This window comes from Cypionkella sinensis (assembly GCF_042646385.1).
In the GTDB taxonomy this organism is placed as follows: domain Bacteria; phylum Pseudomonadota; class Alphaproteobacteria; order Rhodobacterales; family Rhodobacteraceae; genus Cypionkella; species Cypionkella sinensis.
The window spans coordinates 486,221-499,838 of sequence record NZ_JBHRTO010000001.1 but is presented as its reverse complement, the minus strand read 5'-3'; the positions used below and the strand labels follow the sequence as shown (position 1 = coordinate 499,838).

General features: G+C 62.5%; 14 protein-coding genes. 10 read left to right on the top strand and 4 right to left on the bottom strand.

Going from position 1 to position 13,618, the window contains the following annotated elements; translation table 11 throughout:
• The first annotated feature begins 68 nt into the window (after nt 1-68).
• From ACFOGH_RS02465 to ACFOGH_RS02450, 4 genes are all read left to right on the top strand, one after another.
• A complete protein-coding gene (locus ACFOGH_RS02465) occupies nt 69-698 on the top strand; it encodes a TetR/AcrR family transcriptional regulator (protein WP_380071465.1) in 630 nt (209 codons plus the stop codon).
• Between the two features lie 76 nt (nt 699-774).
• Nucleotides 775-1,671 carry an FkbM family methyltransferase gene (locus ACFOGH_RS02460; RefSeq protein WP_380071464.1) on the top strand — a complete coding sequence of 299 codons (897 nt, stop codon included), beginning with the start codon at nt 775-777 and terminating at the stop codon, nt 1,669-1,671.
• 3 nt (nt 1,672-1,674) lie between these two features.
• Nucleotides 1,675-2,568, top strand: a complete 894-nt coding sequence (locus ACFOGH_RS02455; RefSeq protein ID WP_380071463.1) for a hypothetical protein — start codon at nt 1,675-1,677, stop codon at nt 2,566-2,568.
• Nucleotides 2,569-2,580: 12 nt separating this feature from the next.
• The gene (locus ACFOGH_RS02450) at nt 2,581-3,030 is read left to right on the top strand and encodes a heme-degrading domain-containing protein (RefSeq protein WP_380071462.1); all 450 of its coding nucleotides are present in this window, start codon (nt 2,581-2,583) and stop codon (nt 3,028-3,030) included.
• 3 nt (nt 3,031-3,033) lie between these two features.
• Here the strand turns inward: ACFOGH_RS02450 and ACFOGH_RS02445 are convergent, their stop codons facing one another.
• The gene (locus ACFOGH_RS02445) at nt 3,034-3,318 is read right to left on the bottom strand and encodes a cupin domain-containing protein (protein ID WP_380071461.1); all 285 of its coding nucleotides are present in this window, start codon (nt 3,316-3,318) and stop codon (nt 3,034-3,036) included.
• Nucleotides 3,319-3,750: 432 nt separating this feature from the next.
• Between ACFOGH_RS02445 and ACFOGH_RS02440 the strand changes: the two genes are divergently transcribed.
• Nucleotides 3,751-4,356, top strand: coding sequence for a TetR family transcriptional regulator C-terminal domain-containing protein (locus tag ACFOGH_RS02440; RefSeq protein ID WP_380071460.1), 606 nt, complete (start codon nt 3,751-3,753; stop codon nt 4,354-4,356).
• A 127-nt stretch (nt 4,357-4,483) separates the two neighbouring features.
• Nucleotides 4,484-6,409: a potassium transporter Kup gene (locus ACFOGH_RS02435; protein ID WP_380071459.1), complete on the top strand. Its 1,926-nt coding sequence runs from the start codon at nt 4,484-4,486 to the stop codon at nt 6,407-6,409.
• Nucleotides 6,410-6,672: 263 nt separating this feature from the next.
• Here the strand turns inward: ACFOGH_RS02435 and ACFOGH_RS02430 are convergent, their stop codons facing one another.
• The gene (locus ACFOGH_RS02430; RefSeq protein WP_380071458.1) at nt 6,673-7,836 is read right to left on the bottom strand and encodes a deoxyguanosinetriphosphate triphosphohydrolase; all 1,164 of its coding nucleotides are present in this window, start codon (nt 7,834-7,836) and stop codon (nt 6,673-6,675) included.
• A gap of 93 nt (nt 7,837-7,929) precedes the next feature.
• On the opposite strand from ACFOGH_RS02430, the gene ACFOGH_RS02425 reads away from it, so the two are divergent.
• Genes ACFOGH_RS02425 through xth form a run of 3 tightly spaced genes read left to right on the top strand, consistent with a single transcriptional unit; the run spans nt 7,930 to nt 9,823 of the window.
• Nucleotides 7,930-8,256 (top strand): HesB/IscA family protein, encoded by a 327-nt coding sequence (locus ACFOGH_RS02425; RefSeq protein ID WP_380073953.1) that lies wholly within the window; start codon nt 7,930-7,932, stop codon nt 8,254-8,256.
• A gap of 54 nt (nt 8,257-8,310) precedes the next feature.
• Complete coding sequence (locus tag ACFOGH_RS02420; protein WP_380071457.1) at nt 8,311-9,003, top strand: hypothetical protein; 693 nt, start codon at nt 8,311-8,313, stop codon at nt 9,001-9,003.
• Between the two features lie 40 nt (nt 9,004-9,043).
• Complete coding sequence (xth, locus tag ACFOGH_RS02415) at nt 9,044-9,823, top strand: exodeoxyribonuclease III (protein ID WP_380071456.1); 780 nt, start codon at nt 9,044-9,046, stop codon at nt 9,821-9,823.
• Nucleotides 9,824-10,107: 284 nt separating this feature from the next.
• Here the strand turns inward: xth and ACFOGH_RS02410 are convergent, their stop codons facing one another.
• A complete protein-coding gene (locus ACFOGH_RS02410) occupies nt 10,108-10,788 on the bottom strand; it encodes a hypothetical protein (protein WP_380071455.1) in 681 nt (226 codons plus the stop codon).
• 231 nt (nt 10,789-11,019) lie between these two features.
• On the opposite strand from ACFOGH_RS02410, the gene ACFOGH_RS02405 reads away from it, so the two are divergent.
• Entirely contained in the window at nt 11,020-12,300 is a 1,281-nt protein-coding gene (locus ACFOGH_RS02405) for an NAD(P)/FAD-dependent oxidoreductase (RefSeq protein ID WP_380071454.1), read from the top strand.
• A 91-nt stretch (nt 12,301-12,391) separates the two neighbouring features.
• On the opposite strand, the gene ACFOGH_RS02400 is transcribed toward ACFOGH_RS02405, so the two are convergent.
• Complete coding sequence (locus ACFOGH_RS02400) at nt 12,392-13,573, bottom strand: FAD-dependent monooxygenase (RefSeq protein ID WP_380071453.1); 1,182 nt, start codon at nt 13,571-13,573, stop codon at nt 12,392-12,394.
• Nucleotides 13,574-13,618: the final 45 nt, after the last annotated feature.

Genomic DNA, 13,618 nt, shown 5'->3' with positions numbered 1-13,618 from the left:
GTATGGTCAAGTCAAAGGCTGATACAACCTGACCAAGCGGTCAACAAAAATCTGAAGGCTCAAGTGCAATGTCCGAAGCCCTTCGCCCATTGCGGCGCAACGAGATACGGCAACAGAACGAAGCGCTGATTTTACAGGCAGCCGAGAAAGTCTTTGCCGAGGCGGGCTTTGGCGGCGCGACCATGCAATTGATTGCCGATGTGGCCGGATTGCCCAAGGCCAACCTGCATTACTACTTCGCCACCAAGGAAGAACTTTACCGCAAGGTGGTGTCGAACATCTTCGACATCTGGCTGCATGCCGCGGAAAGCATGGATAACGCCCCCGGCCCGGTTGAAGGCATCGGCGCCTATATCGACGCCAAGATGGAAATTTCGCGCCGGCATCCTGATGGCTCAAAAGTTTGGGCGTCAGAAGTGATGCACGGTGCGCCGGTTATTCAGGATTATTTGGAAACCACCCTGCGCGATTGGACAGCAGGTCGCGCGGCACTGATCCAAGGCTGGATTGATGCGGGCAAGATGGCCCCGGTGAACCCCGATCACCTGCTCTATATGCTCTGGGCCGCCACCCAGCATTACGCGGATTTCGGTCATCAGATCGAAACCCTGAACGGCGGCCCGCTGACCGACACCCAGTGGCGTGAGGCGAAGGACAGCGTCAAGGCGATGATCCTGCGCGGCATCGGTGCGATCTGAGCGGTTTTTCTTGCCGTCTTAACGTTTCTCGCACATATCGGGGGGATTGTATCCCTATTGGAAACGGTGCGGCGTGATGGACGGACAAGACAGCGAAACTCCGGTGAACACCCTGACTTGGCTGATCGCGGCGCTGGCCCCGGCTCGCAAGACCACGATCGTCGATGTCGGCGCGAACCCGATCAATGCGCCAGACTATGCCGAATTGCTGCGCATCGGCGGCTGCAAGGTGGTGGGGTTTGAGCCACAGGCCGCTGCCTTTGCCGATCTGCAAAAGAACAAAGGCCCGGATGAGACCTATTTTCCCTTCGCCGTCGGCACCGGGGAAACGCTCAAGCTGCGGATCTACAAATCCTCGGGCATGACCTCAATCTTTGACCCATACGTGCCGACCATGGCGATGATCAATGAGATGGGCATGGCGCGCGTGCGCGAAACCACCGCGATGGAGACGGTGGCGCTGGATGACACCCCCGACTTGCCCGAATTCGACCTGCTGAAGATCGACATTCAGGGCGCGGAAAATCTGGTGTTTCAGGGGGCCGAGCGGGTGTTGCAGGGCTGCATCTCGGTCATGGTCGAATTGCGCTACATGCGGCTTTACCACGGCGAGCCGATGCTGGGCGGGGTGGACAATGAACTGCGTCGCCAAGGGTTTTACCTGCACAAATTCATGTTCAACAAAGCCTATATGCTGACCAATTCCCAAGCGCGGCGGCTGAAGGCGAAAAAGCTGCAAGATCAGTTGATTGACGGCGATGGCGTCTATCTGCGCAACATCGCCGAACTGGCGCACTACAGTGATGAGCAGTTGAAGCATCAGGCAATCCTGGGCGCAGGCGTGTTCCACAGCCATTCGCTGGTGTTGTATTGCCTTGATGCGCTGGTGGCGCGTGGGGTGATCTCGGGTGATCTGCCGGGGCAGTATGTCGACAGGATGCCCGAAGCCCTGCGCACGGACGGGCGGCGTTAAGCCATGGAACCGCAGGCCTGCGACATTGCCTTTGCCACGATGGTCGGCGACGAGCCGGTGTTTCTTCCGATCTGGATCAACTACTACGCCCGCATCGTGCCGAAGGCGCAGTTGTTCATTCTGGTCGACGGACTGCACCGCGTGATCCCGCCCGAGGCTGAAGGCTGTCAGGTGATCCGCCTGCCCAGCGTCACCCCCGGTCCCGGCTGGGATGTGGCGCGCTGGCGGATGATTTCGCTGTTCACCAACGCGCTGTTGCAGCGCTTTGGCGTGGTTGTGTTCAACGATGTGGACGAGATTTTGCTGGCCGACCCGGCGCAGGGCGGCAATCTGCTGGGCCATATCGGGCAGGCGCGCGAGGCAGGTGTGCTCTCTCCCTTCGCCATCGAAATGCTGCACCGCATTGATCTGGAACCCGATCCGCTAGACCCTGCCCACCCGATCCTTGCGCAGCGCCGCTTTGGCCGCATCAACGCCAGCTATTGCAAGCCCTGCATCACCGCCCGCCCGATCAACTGGAGCATTGGCGGGCACTATGCCGACTATCCCACGCTGAACCTGGATCCGGCGCTGTTCCTGTTTCATTTGCGCTTTGTCGATCACGACATGCTGCGGGGCCGCCAGGCCAGCCGTCAGGCGATGATGCAGCCGGGGGCCGCCAAAGGGGCCGAAGTGGCGGGCGCGGGCTGGTTAAAGGGCGCGCAGGACATGACCGATTTTCTGCAAAGCTTCGTCGATGCAGGCCCGCCCTTGGAGAATGACTTCAGCTTTGGCTGGCAACGCCGTCGCATCATTGACAGTTGGCACCATGACGCCGAGGCTGGCATCTGGCGGCACGACCGCCTGCACAACCGCAAGACCTACCGGCTGCCCGACCGGATGGCTGATCAATTCTGACCGGAGCCTGACATGACCACCGCCGCAGCACTCGAGGCCGAATACGCCCGCCTGACCTTCCCCCGCTTTGCCGAGGCCGAGGCTTGGGTCTTGGGGCAAAAGCTGGTGGAACTGGCCGGCAGCGCGCCGATTGTGATCAACATCCGCAGCGCAGACCGGGTGTTCTTTCACGCCGCCCTGCCCGGCTCAGCCCCGCTGAACGATCTCTGGGCGCGGCGCAAAAGCAATACCGCGCTGCTGTTTCAACTGCCGTCATTCCTCGTCGGCGCGCGCAACCGCGAGAACGGCCACACTCTGGCCCGCAATGGACTGTCAGAGGCTGATTATGCCGACCACGGCGGCGCTGTGCCAATCCGTGTGACGTGCGTGGGGGTGGTGGCCTGCGCCACTGTCTCGGGCCTGCCGCAGGCCGAAGATCACGCGCTGGTCGTGGCAGCCATGCAGGCGCTGCTGGCGGGCTGACGGCTACTTCAGCTCAATCTCGACAAAGCGCATCACCTGATCGCCATCGTTGATCACGTTATGCTCGACCCCTTCGGTGCGGCGATAAGCCGTGCCTGCGGGCACCATCACCTGCCGCGTGCCACCGCCCGGTTCCTCCAGCAGCATGTGACAATCGGTGATCGCGGTGATCACGTAATCCATGCTGTGCCGATGCCAGCCGGTCTCCGCCCCCGGCGCAAACTCAAACCGCGTGACCCGCACGCGATCATCATCAACCAGTTGGGTGGCGGTGCATTGGGGGCGCATGCGGGTTCCCTTCGCAGCAAGTTTTGCGCTCCAACCCTAAAGCTAATCGACATTCCCGCGCAAGCATGTGCCCAGGTTGTGGCGGAGAGGCGGGCGGAGACAGGAAACGCACCGCGTTTCCCCGCCCGTGCGGACGGTTTGCCACTGAAGTCATGTCACCCAGAAACCGAATAAGGCCAGTGCCCGACCCGGCGGGCGAGAAGCGCCCGCCATTGGCGGGTCGGGCGCTGGCCGGGCCTTTGGGGCCCGGCGGTTTCAGCGACCCCTGCACCGCATGGCGAAGGCGATGGCCTCCGCCAGATTATCAGAGGTGAATGTCGCTTGCCCGAAGACTACCGCGCGCTTGCGTCAAGCCTTGCGCCGATTGGGGTTTACAATCTGCCAAAGAATACGTCACCTGAGCCCCCCAAGATGCAAATGGCGGCCGAGGCAATGAGCAAACCCCGAACCCGGATACAGGCGCGCAACTCGACCACCATTCTGGATGCGGCGCTGGATGTGTTCTCGCAGCAGGGCTTTCGCGGCGCGACACTGGATCAGATTGCCGAAGTGGCGGGGCTGTCAAAGCCCAACCTGCTGTATTATTTCCCGTCCAAAGAGGCTGTGCACAAGGCCCTGCTGAACCAGTTGCTGCACACTTGGCTGGATCCGTTGCGCGCAATGAATCCCGAGGGCGAGCCTGTTGCCGAGATCATGGCCTATGTCCGCCACAAGCTGGAATTGTCGCGCGATTTCCCCCGCGAAAGTCGCTTGTTCGCCAATGAGATGTTGCAAGGCGCACCGCGCATGCGCGAGGTGATCGAGGGCGATCTCAAAACGCTGGTCGATGAAAAAGCGGCGGTGTTGCAGGCATGGATGGATCAGGGCCGTATTGCCAAACTTCCGCCGGTGCATTTGATCTTTTCGATTTGGGCAATGACCCAGCATTACGCTGATTTTGACGTGCAGGTGCGCGCCGTTCTGGGGCCGGGGCATGATCCCTTCCGCGAGGCCGGCGATTTTCTGCAAACCTTGTTCACCAAGCTTCTGGCGCCCTGACCGCCTGCCCCCCTGCCCTTTCAGCCACCAGATGCCGCAGCGTCGCGCCATGCCGCTGCGTCTAGTGCTGGACCTTTAGCCTCAGTCGGTATAGTCAGCAGGTCTGCAAGAGTTTCCGGCGAAGGTTATGAACCCACCAAACGAAACCACCGATCGGGCTGCCAACCCGACGCCAATCCCGCAACACCCCGAGCATCACGCCCCACAAAACCTGGGGAAACTGGTGCTTGGCTGCATTGGCGTCGTCTATGGCGATATCGGCACCTCGCCGCTTTACGCTATGCGAGAATCGCTGCACGCCGCCAGTTACGACGGGCTGACTCGCGACGATGTGATCGGGGTGATCTCGCTGCTGATCTGGACGCTGATCCTGATCGTGACGCTGAAATACGTGGCATTGATCATGCGGGCCGACAACAAAGGCGAAGGCGGCACGCTGTCGCTGGTGGCCTTGGTGCAAACCGCATTGAAAAAGCGCCCCGGCTGGTTGCTGGCGATCGGTGTGGTGGGGATTTCGCTGTTTTTTGGCGATGCGATGATCACACCGGCAATGTCGGTGCTGTCGGCAGTGGAAGGTCTCGATCTTGTCGCCCCCTCGCTGGGGCCGTTCGTGTTGCCGCTGACGTTGGCGATCATCCTGGGGCTGTTCCTGTTCCAAAGCCAAGGCACCGAGCGGGTGTCGATCTTGTTTGGCCCGATCATGGTGGCGTGGTTTGTGGTGATGGCGGTGATGGGGATCTATCATCTCAGCGATGATCTGAGCATCCTGACCGCGTTCAACCCGGTGCATGCCGCTGGCTTCCTGGTCACCAATGGCACTGCGTCGTTCTTCGTGCTGGGCTCGGTGTTTCTGGCGGTGACGGGGGGCGAGGCGCTTTATGCCGATATGGGGCATTTTGGCCGCAAGCCGATCCGTCTGGCTTGGGCGTTTCTGGTGTTTCCGGCGCTGACACTGTCTTATCTTGGCCAAGGCGCACTGGTGCTGTCGCACCCCGAAACCGCTGAAAACCCGTTCTTCCTGATGGCCCCGGATTTCCTGCTGCTGCCCTTGGTGCTGCTGTCGGTGGCTGCCACCATCATCGCCAGCCAAGCCGTGATCTCGGGCGCGTTCTCGATGATGCACCAGGCCGTGCAAATGGGCCTGCTGCCACGGTTTGAAATCCGCCACACCTCGGAAACCCAGTTGGGTCAGATCTATCTGCCCAAGGTCAATTTGATCCTGATGGTGGGTGTGCTTTGTCTGGTTGTGGCCTTTGGGTCGTCGTCGAACCTTGCCTCGGCCTATGGCATCGCGGTGACGGGCGACATGGTGATCACCACGATCCTCGCGTCGATCGTGTTCCGCAAGGCGTGGAAATGGCCGCTCTGGGGCGTTGTGGCCGTGCTGCTGCCGATTTTCAGTATCGAGCTGATGTTCCTGTCGGCCAACCTGATCAAGCTGCCCGATGGCGGTTATGTGCCGGTGCTGATGGCGGCGACCTCGTGTTTCCTGATCTGGACTTGGGTGCGCGGCACGGCGCACGTGCAACGCAAGGCGCATGATTCGGCGGTGGAGTTGACCAAGCTGATCAAGATGCTGGAGAAATCGCATCCGATCGAAGTGCCCGGCACCGCGGTATTCCTGACCCAAGACCCCGACACCGCGCCATCTGCCCTGCTGCACAACCTCAAGCACAATCGGGTGCTGCACAGCCAGAACTTCATCGTCACCGTGGGCGTTGCCACCACACCGAAAGTCAACGACGAAAACCGCATCACGCTCGAGAGGCTTTCCGACAATTTCCTGCGCATCCGGCTGATGTTTGGCTATATGGAAACCCCGAACGTGCCGCGCGCGCTGGCCTTGGCGCGCCGCCGGGGAGAGAAGTTCGACATCATGGCAACCTCGTTCTTCCTGAACCGCCGAACCTTCCGCTCGGCCCGCAACCACGGCCTGCCGTTCTGGCAGGAACGCGTATTCATCTCGATGACCAAATCGGCCTCGGATGCGACGGCGTTCTACTGCCTGCCGTCAAACCGTGTGGTGGAGCTGGGGCAGCAACTGGCGATCTGACCTGCGCTGCGGCCACGCAAGGCAAGCCGTTAAACTTGGTGTCGCGCGATCTGGCGAAGGCCATCGCCTTCGCCATGCGGTTCAAGTTCCGCTGAAACCGCCGGGCCTCAAAGGCCCGGCCAGCGCCCGACCCGCCGATGGCGGGCGCTTCTCGCCCGCCGGGTCGGGCGCTGGCCTCACAGGGTTTATCACGACACTGTTTACAGGGTCACACCGCCCACGCGGGCGGGGAAACGCGATGCGTTTCCTGTTTCCGCCCGACTTCACCCCAGCAGCCTTTGGCCTTCCTGCAACGCGAACCGATCCGTCATCCCCGCCACATAATCGGCCACCAACCGCGCGAGTTCGGTTTCCGACTGCGCAGCCGCAATATCGGCGCGCCATTCGTCGGGCAGCATTTCGGGCTGCGCCAGATACAGCGGGAACAACCCGTTCACCACCTCTGTCACCTCTTTGCGCATCACCACCACTGAGGGCGCGCGATACATCCGGTGAAACAGAAAGCTGCGGATGGCTTTCAGTTCCTGATAAAGCGGTTTGGAAAACCGGATGATCGTCATCCCCATCGCGCGAATTTCTTCGACCGACTGCGGATTGGCGGCATCCAGCCGGTTCTTTGCCACCGCGATCACATCCTCGACCATGCGGCCAAACACCCGGCGCAGCGCCTCATGACGGCGGCGCATCTTTTCCAGCCCCGGATACAGCGCATCCACCTCGGCAAACGCAGGGCCAGTGACGGGCAACTCCATCAAATCATTCTCGTCGAACAGACCGGATCGCAGCCCATCATGCAGATCATGGTGCGAATAGGCCACGTCATCGGCAATCGCCGCCACCTGTGCCTCAGCCGAGGCATGGGTGTGCAACTCCAGATCCCACTGCGCATTCACTTCGGCCAGCGCGTAGGGCAACGGCCCTGCGTGTTTCTCATCCGCGTTCGGCCCGGTGACGGGGCCGTTATGCTTGGCAATGCCCTCAAGGCTTTCCCACGTCAGGTTCAGCCCGTCAAAATCGGCATAGTGCCGCTCCAACCGTGTCACGATCCGCAAAGCCTGCGCATTGTGATCAAACCCACCGTAAGGCGCCATCAGCAGCGCCAAGGCATCCTCACCCGTGTGGCCAAACGGCGTGTGGCCCAGATCATGCGCCAGCGCAATCGCCTCGGCGAGATCAGTGTTCAGCCCCAGCACGCCCGAAATCGTCCGTGCCACCTGCGCGACCTCAATCGAGTGGGTCAACCGCGTGCGGTAATAATCGCCCTCATGTTCGACAAACACCTGCGTCTTGTGCTTCAGCCGCCGGAACGCGCTGGAATGGATGATCCGGTCGCGATCCCGCTGAAACGGCGAGCGGAACGACGACATACGCTCGGGATGCAGGCGGCCACGGGATTGGTCGGGTTGGCAGGCGAAAGGGGCAAGCATAGGTGTCAATCTCGTTTGGGCCGTTCTTGTTCAATGCACTCGCTTCCCCTATATTCGGATTCAACCGCCAATGGACAGAGAAATGCCATGGAATTGAACCTGCCCCCCCGCGTCACCGCCCGTGCTTTCGCGCGTTTGGCGGAAATTGCCGAAATGACCGGCGAAAAGAAGGCGTTGCGCGTGGCGGTCGAAGGCGGCGGCTGCTCGGGCTTTCAGTACGACATCAAACTGGATGAGGCCGCAGCCGATGATCTGGTGATCGAAGGCGATGGCCAGGCGGTGCTGGTCGATCAAATCTCGCTGCCGTTTCTGGCCAATGCGGTGATTGATTTTTCCGAAGAGCTGATCGGCGCGCGCTTTGTGATCGAAAACCCGAACGTCGCCAGCGCCTGCGGCTGTGGCACGTCGTTTTCGATTTAACGCTGGATTATCGGCTCGGCTGATCTAACTTTCGCCCCTGACCTTGGGGGTAAGATGACAACTGTGCTGATGCTGGGCTCCGCCCCGATGGCTGTCGAAGCGGCAAGCTGGCCGCGTGGCTTTGACAAGGTTCTGGCCATCAACAACGCATGGCGTGTGCGCTCCGATTGGGATTACGCGATCTACCCGTGGGATTTTGATGCCGCCCGCGTGCCCGTGCCTGCGCCGGGTCAGACGCTGGTGACAGAGGCCGATTTTGTCCCCGCCCAGAATCGCTACGGCGGCTTTGTCTACGCAGGCGCCACCATGGCCTACACCGCCGCCTACTGGGCCTTGGATGCGCTGAAGCCCCGCGTGCTGGCTGCCTTCGGCTGCGACATGCACTACCCGCCCGGTCAAACGCATTTCTACGGGCAGGGCACCCCAGACCCCCTCCGCCCCGACATCACCCTGCGCAGTCTCGAGGCCAAATCGGTCCGCCTGATGGTGCTGGCAGCGCAGCAGGGCTGCGCTGTGGTCAACCTCTCCTCCGGCCCCTCGCGCCTGCTCTGCCCGCGCGTGACCCTCACTGACATGCCCACCGCACGCCCGCTGACCTTCGATCCCGCCCGCGTCGCCGCCGCCCAATCGCGCGAGGCGGAACTGGCCTATTTCGCCCCCTCTGGCCGCTATTGGGAAGATCTCTCGGCCTATGACACCGCCGAAATAGACGCGCTGGATGCGCTTTGGCTGGCTTGTTTGCCGTGACCGCTCGGCCTAAGACTGGGGCATGAACCCGGAGGCCACCATGAAAATCGCCACCTTCAACATCAACGGCATCAAGGCCCGGATCGAGGCTTTGCCCGCTTGGCTGCAAGCGGCCGAACCCGATGTGGTCTGCCTGCAGGAAATCAAATCGGTGGATGAAGGCTTCCCGCGCGAGCTGTTCGAAAGCATGGGCTACCGCGTGGAAACCCACGGCCAGAAAAGCTTTAACGGCGTGGCGATCCTGTCGAAACTCCCGCTCGAGGATGTCACGCGCGGCTTGCCCGGCGACGATACCGATGAACACGCCCGCTGGATCGAAGCCACGGTGATCGGGCAGAAGGCGGTGCGGGTCTGCGGCCTCTATCTGCCCAACGGAAACCCCGCGCCGGGGCCGAAGTATGATTACAAACTGGCATGGATGGCGCGAATGCAGGCGCGCGTTGAAAGCTTGCTGCCGCTGGAAGAACCCTTGGTGTTCTGCGGCGATTACAACGTGATCCCGCAAGCCATTGACGCCGCCCGGCCCGAACTGTGGACAGAGGACGCGCTCTATCTGCCACAAAGCCGCGCCGCCTTCCGCCGTCTGTTGAACCTCGGCCTGACCGAAGCCTTCCGCACCCGCAACCAATCGCCCGGCCAATATTCGTTCTGGGATTATCAGGCCGGCGCGTGGGAGCGGAACAACGGCATCCGCATCGACCATCTGCTGCTGTCACCGCAAGCCGCCGATCTGCTGCAAGATACCCAGATCGACAAACAGGTGCGCGCAGGGGAAAAGCCGTCCGATCACGTGCCAGTCTGGATCGAGCTTGCGGCCTGACGCACGCCAAGGCCAATCGACGCTCATTTTGGACGATCTGGCGAAGGCCACCGCCTTCGCCAAGCGGTGCAGGGGCCGCTGATACCGCCGGGCCTCAAAGGCCCGGCCAGCGCCCGACGCAGCCATGGCGGGCGCTTCTCGCCCGCCGGGTCGGGCATTGTCCTCAGTGGGTTTCTCGGTGAAACGACTACAGAAACAAACCGTCCAAGCGGGCGGAAAAACGCGATGCTTTTTCTATCTCCGCCGGAAGCCTAAGCGCATCAAACAGCGCGCATGTCGCCCCCCTACGGCGGGCCAAAGTCAATCACCTGCACCACCTGCGCCACCGGCCCGCCCGCACCGCGCTGAACCATCCGCGCACGTGCAGGCGCGGCCAGCGCGCGCTTGATCATCTCCTGATGTGCCTCGCTGACCACAGCGGCCGCACACGCCCCCTTCTGGTTCCACCGCTCTCGCGCAATCGGCCCCGCCACTGCCGACGTAATCAACCCCGGCGCCACATCATTCGGGGCCACTGTGTTGGTGTTGATCAGCGTCTTGATCACCTCTGCCGCCACATCAGCAGATTCGGCAAACGGCATCTGCGCCACCTTGGCCTGCTCCGGGTCAGCCATCCCGTCATTGACGCATTTGCGCGCCACAAACAGCCAGTCATGCACGATATAGGCAGGCGCATAGCCCCAGGGCGAAAAGCCCTTGAACACCTGCGCCATCGCCGGGATCGAGCCGCCATCGGTATACATCATCTCAGGCGTGATCGTGGTCAGCGTGGCATCCGCATTAGTGCGATGAAACTGTAATGGCGTCGCCGACGGCACATAAACGAACCGGCCATCGCCCTCACCACCCTGCGTCTCCCCCACCCACATCACCAGCACCGTGCCGCTCAGCCTGCCCGCAGGGGCGTCGGCGTAGCGAGCAGCACCACAGCCTGCCAATGCGATCAAAGCCAGGAAACGCAACATCGGATTGCCTTTGCAACTTGGGTGAAATGGCAGGCGAAGAATGGCAGAGCATCAAAAACCAATGGCAAAACGCTACCGCATGCCCGCCTGAAAGCAACAGAAATCATAGCGCCGACGCCACCCGCTTTAACCTGACATTTTGCCCAAGGCATTGGCAATATTGCTGCATCAACCCCGATTGACACCCCCAAGCAGCGGCGCAACAACCAATCCAGCCTGAAGGAACCTGCCATGCCCCTGCCCTACCCCGCGACCTACTACGCCCAAACCCTGACCGAAACCCGCGCCCGCCCGGCGCTGCAGGGCGTCGTCGAGGCCGATGTGATCGTGGTCGGCGCTGGCCTCGCGGGCCTTGTCACCGCACTGGAACTCGCGCGCGGTGGCCTGAAACCCGTGGTGATCGAGGCGCGCGCGGTCGGCTGGGGCGCATCGGGGCGCAACGGCGGCATCGTCTCGCCCGCCTTCGCCTGCGGCAGTGACGCCATCGCCGCACGCGTCGGCCACGACAAGGCCCGCGCCCTGCACAAGCTGACCATCGAAGGTGTGGCGCGCGTGCGCGGCTACATAAACGATCTCGGCATCACTGGGGCCGACCCGATTTCAGGCCTGTTGAACCTGCGCCGCTTTGACCGCGCCGACGATCTGCACGCCTATGCCGCCGAATTTGCCGAGGATTTCGGCTACGAACTGACCTACCTCGACCGTGCCGCCATCCGCGAACGGCTGGTCAGCACCCGCTATTTTCACGGCCTCGCCGATGCACAAGCCTTCCACATCCACCCTTTGAATTACGTTCGCGGTCTGGCTGCCGAATTTGAACGCCGCGGCGGGCGCATCTTTGAAAACTCCCCCGCCACCCAAGCCCAGTTCACGGCGGCGGAAAAACGCATCAAGACCGCACAGGGCGAGGCCCGCGCCCCGCGCGTGGTCTTTGCCACCGGCGGCTACACCGATGGCCTCGTGCCGCGCCTGAAACGCGCCGTGCTGCCGATTGCCACCTATATGATGGTCTCCGAAGTCGCCCCCGATCTGATCGCCTCGGCGATCCGCACGACCGAGGCGATCCTCGATGACCGCCGCGCCTCGGATTACTACCGCGTGATCGAGGGCGGCAACCGCCTGCTCTGGGGCGGCCGCATCACCACCCGCGCCGCTTCCTCGGAAGGGGTCGCGCAAGAGTTGCGGCGTGAGATGATCGGGGCCTATCCGCAACTGGCAAGCCTGAAAACCGAACTCAGCTGGTCAGGCCAGATGGGCTACGCCCGCCACCTGATGCCACAGGTCGGCGCGATGGCCCCGCAGACTTGGCACATCACGGCGTTTGGCGGCCACGGCCTGAACACCACCGCGATTGCCGGCAAGGTGCTGGCCGAAAGCATCCTTGGCGAAACCGACCGACTGAATCTGTTCTCAGGCTTCGGCCTCGACTGGGCCGGCGGCCCCCTCGGCCTTGCCGCCGCACAGGCGACCTATTGGAAACTGCAACTGCAAGATTGGTGGCGCGAGCGCTAGGCTTCATCTTGGCCTAAATACTCCCGCCGGAGGCTTCCGACAACTGTCACAGAAAGCCCCGGCCACAGAGCCTGCCTCGGCATTCAACGCCTCAGCCCTGCGTCACATCGAAATCATAAAGCCAATCAAACCGCTTCAGCGCCAGATTGGGCGCAATCATGCCGCCCAAACGCAAACCCGCATGGGCGATACTGCGCTGCAGGCCTGACAGATGGTAGGCGCGCGCATTGCCATTGGCGGCAGCCACGATCCGCGCACAGCGCGGCGCGCGCGCGGTTTGGTAGGCCGACAGCGCCTCTGCCACCGGCAGCTTGGCCAGCCGGTCAGCCAGCAGCCACGCATCCTCCAGCGCCATCGAGGCACCTTGCGCAAGGAATGGCAGCGTCGTATGCGCCGCATCGCCCAGAATGGCGACAGCCCCCTCGGGCAGCACCTTGCCCCAGACCTCGGCAACCGGATGGCGGAACAGACCCCAGACATAAACATCCTGCGCCTGCTCCAGCCAGCCCTGCACACGCGGGCTGAAATCGGCGAAGGCCAACTTCATCTCCATCGAATCGTCGCGCAACGACCAGCTTTCCTCGACCCAAGCGCTGCGTTCTTCAATGGCAACAATGTTGCGCAAACTGCCCCCGCGCAAAGGATAGCTGACCAGATGCCGCCCCGCGCCCATATGCACTTCAGCCACGGGCCGCGCACCCGCCTCCGCCGGAATAAGACAGCGCCACGCAACATGGCGGGTAAAGAACGGCGCGGTCCTGCCATTCAGCGCCGCACGCGTGTGCGAATGCAACCCATCCGCCCCGATCAGCAAAGCGGGCTGGCTTTCCGCCCCCAATGCGCTGACAAGGCGCGGGCGCGCGCCGGACAGATCAACGCTGTCGATCTTTTGCAGCAGGCGGATCTGCACCCCCGCCGCCCGCGCGGCCTTGGCCAACAGATCAATCAGATCGGCGCGATGCAGGAAATGATAGCCCTGCCCCGGCCGCAGCCGCGCCAGATCCAGCCGCAGCACCAGCCCGCCGTCGCGCCCGTCGCGCAACTCCACCGCGGCTGCCCGCAAGGATGCCGCCTCCAACGCAGGCCCTAACCCCAAGTCCCGCAGCACCGCCGCACCATTGGGCGAGATTTGCAGCCCCGCGCCAATTTCGCGAATGGCATCAGCCTGCTCCAGCACAGTGACCTCCGCCCCCTGCCGCGCCAGTGCCAGTGCAGCCGCCAACCCGCCCACACCCGCGCCCAACACCGTGATCTGCTGCCCCGCGATGGCCATGCTGTTCCCCCAAACGAAAACGCCAGACCCAAAGGCCCGGCGCTA

What these genes read in the sequence shown, in the direction of transcription:
- ACFOGH_RS02405 (WP_380071454.1), top strand. Translation starts at nt 11,020, where the DNA reads ATGCCCCTGCCCTACCCCGCGACCTACTACGCCCAAACCCTGACCGAA.
- ACFOGH_RS02410 (WP_380071455.1), bottom strand. Translation starts at nt 10,788, where the DNA reads ATGTTGCGTTTCCTGGCTTTGATCGCATTGGCAGGCTGTGGTGCTGCT.
- ACFOGH_RS02420 (WP_380071457.1), top strand. Translation starts at nt 8,311, where the DNA reads ATGACAACTGTGCTGATGCTGGGCTCCGCCCCGATGGCTGTCGAAGCG.
- ACFOGH_RS02400 (WP_380071453.1), bottom strand. Translation starts at nt 13,573, where the DNA reads ATGGCCATCGCGGGGCAGCAGATCACGGTGTTGGGCGCGGGTGTGGGC.
- xth (WP_380071456.1), top strand. Translation starts at nt 9,044, where the DNA reads ATGAAAATCGCCACCTTCAACATCAACGGCATCAAGGCCCGGATCGAG.
- ACFOGH_RS02455 (WP_380071463.1), top strand. Translation starts at nt 1,675, where the DNA reads ATGGAACCGCAGGCCTGCGACATTGCCTTTGCCACGATGGTCGGCGAC.
- ACFOGH_RS02460 (WP_380071464.1), top strand. Translation starts at nt 775, where the DNA reads ATGGACGGACAAGACAGCGAAACTCCGGTGAACACCCTGACTTGGCTG.
- ACFOGH_RS02465 (WP_380071465.1), top strand. Translation starts at nt 69, where the DNA reads ATGTCCGAAGCCCTTCGCCCATTGCGGCGCAACGAGATACGGCAACAG.
- ACFOGH_RS02450 (WP_380071462.1), top strand. Translation starts at nt 2,581, where the DNA reads ATGACCACCGCCGCAGCACTCGAGGCCGAATACGCCCGCCTGACCTTC.
- ACFOGH_RS02440 (WP_380071460.1), top strand. Translation starts at nt 3,751, where the DNA reads ATGAGCAAACCCCGAACCCGGATACAGGCGCGCAACTCGACCACCATT.
- ACFOGH_RS02430 (WP_380071458.1), bottom strand. Translation starts at nt 7,836, where the DNA reads ATGCTTGCCCCTTTCGCCTGCCAACCCGACCAATCCCGTGGCCGCCTG.
- ACFOGH_RS02435 (WP_380071459.1), top strand. Translation starts at nt 4,484, where the DNA reads ATGAACCCACCAAACGAAACCACCGATCGGGCTGCCAACCCGACGCCA.
- ACFOGH_RS02445 (WP_380071461.1), bottom strand. Translation starts at nt 3,318, where the DNA reads ATGCGCCCCCAATGCACCGCCACCCAACTGGTTGATGATGATCGCGTG.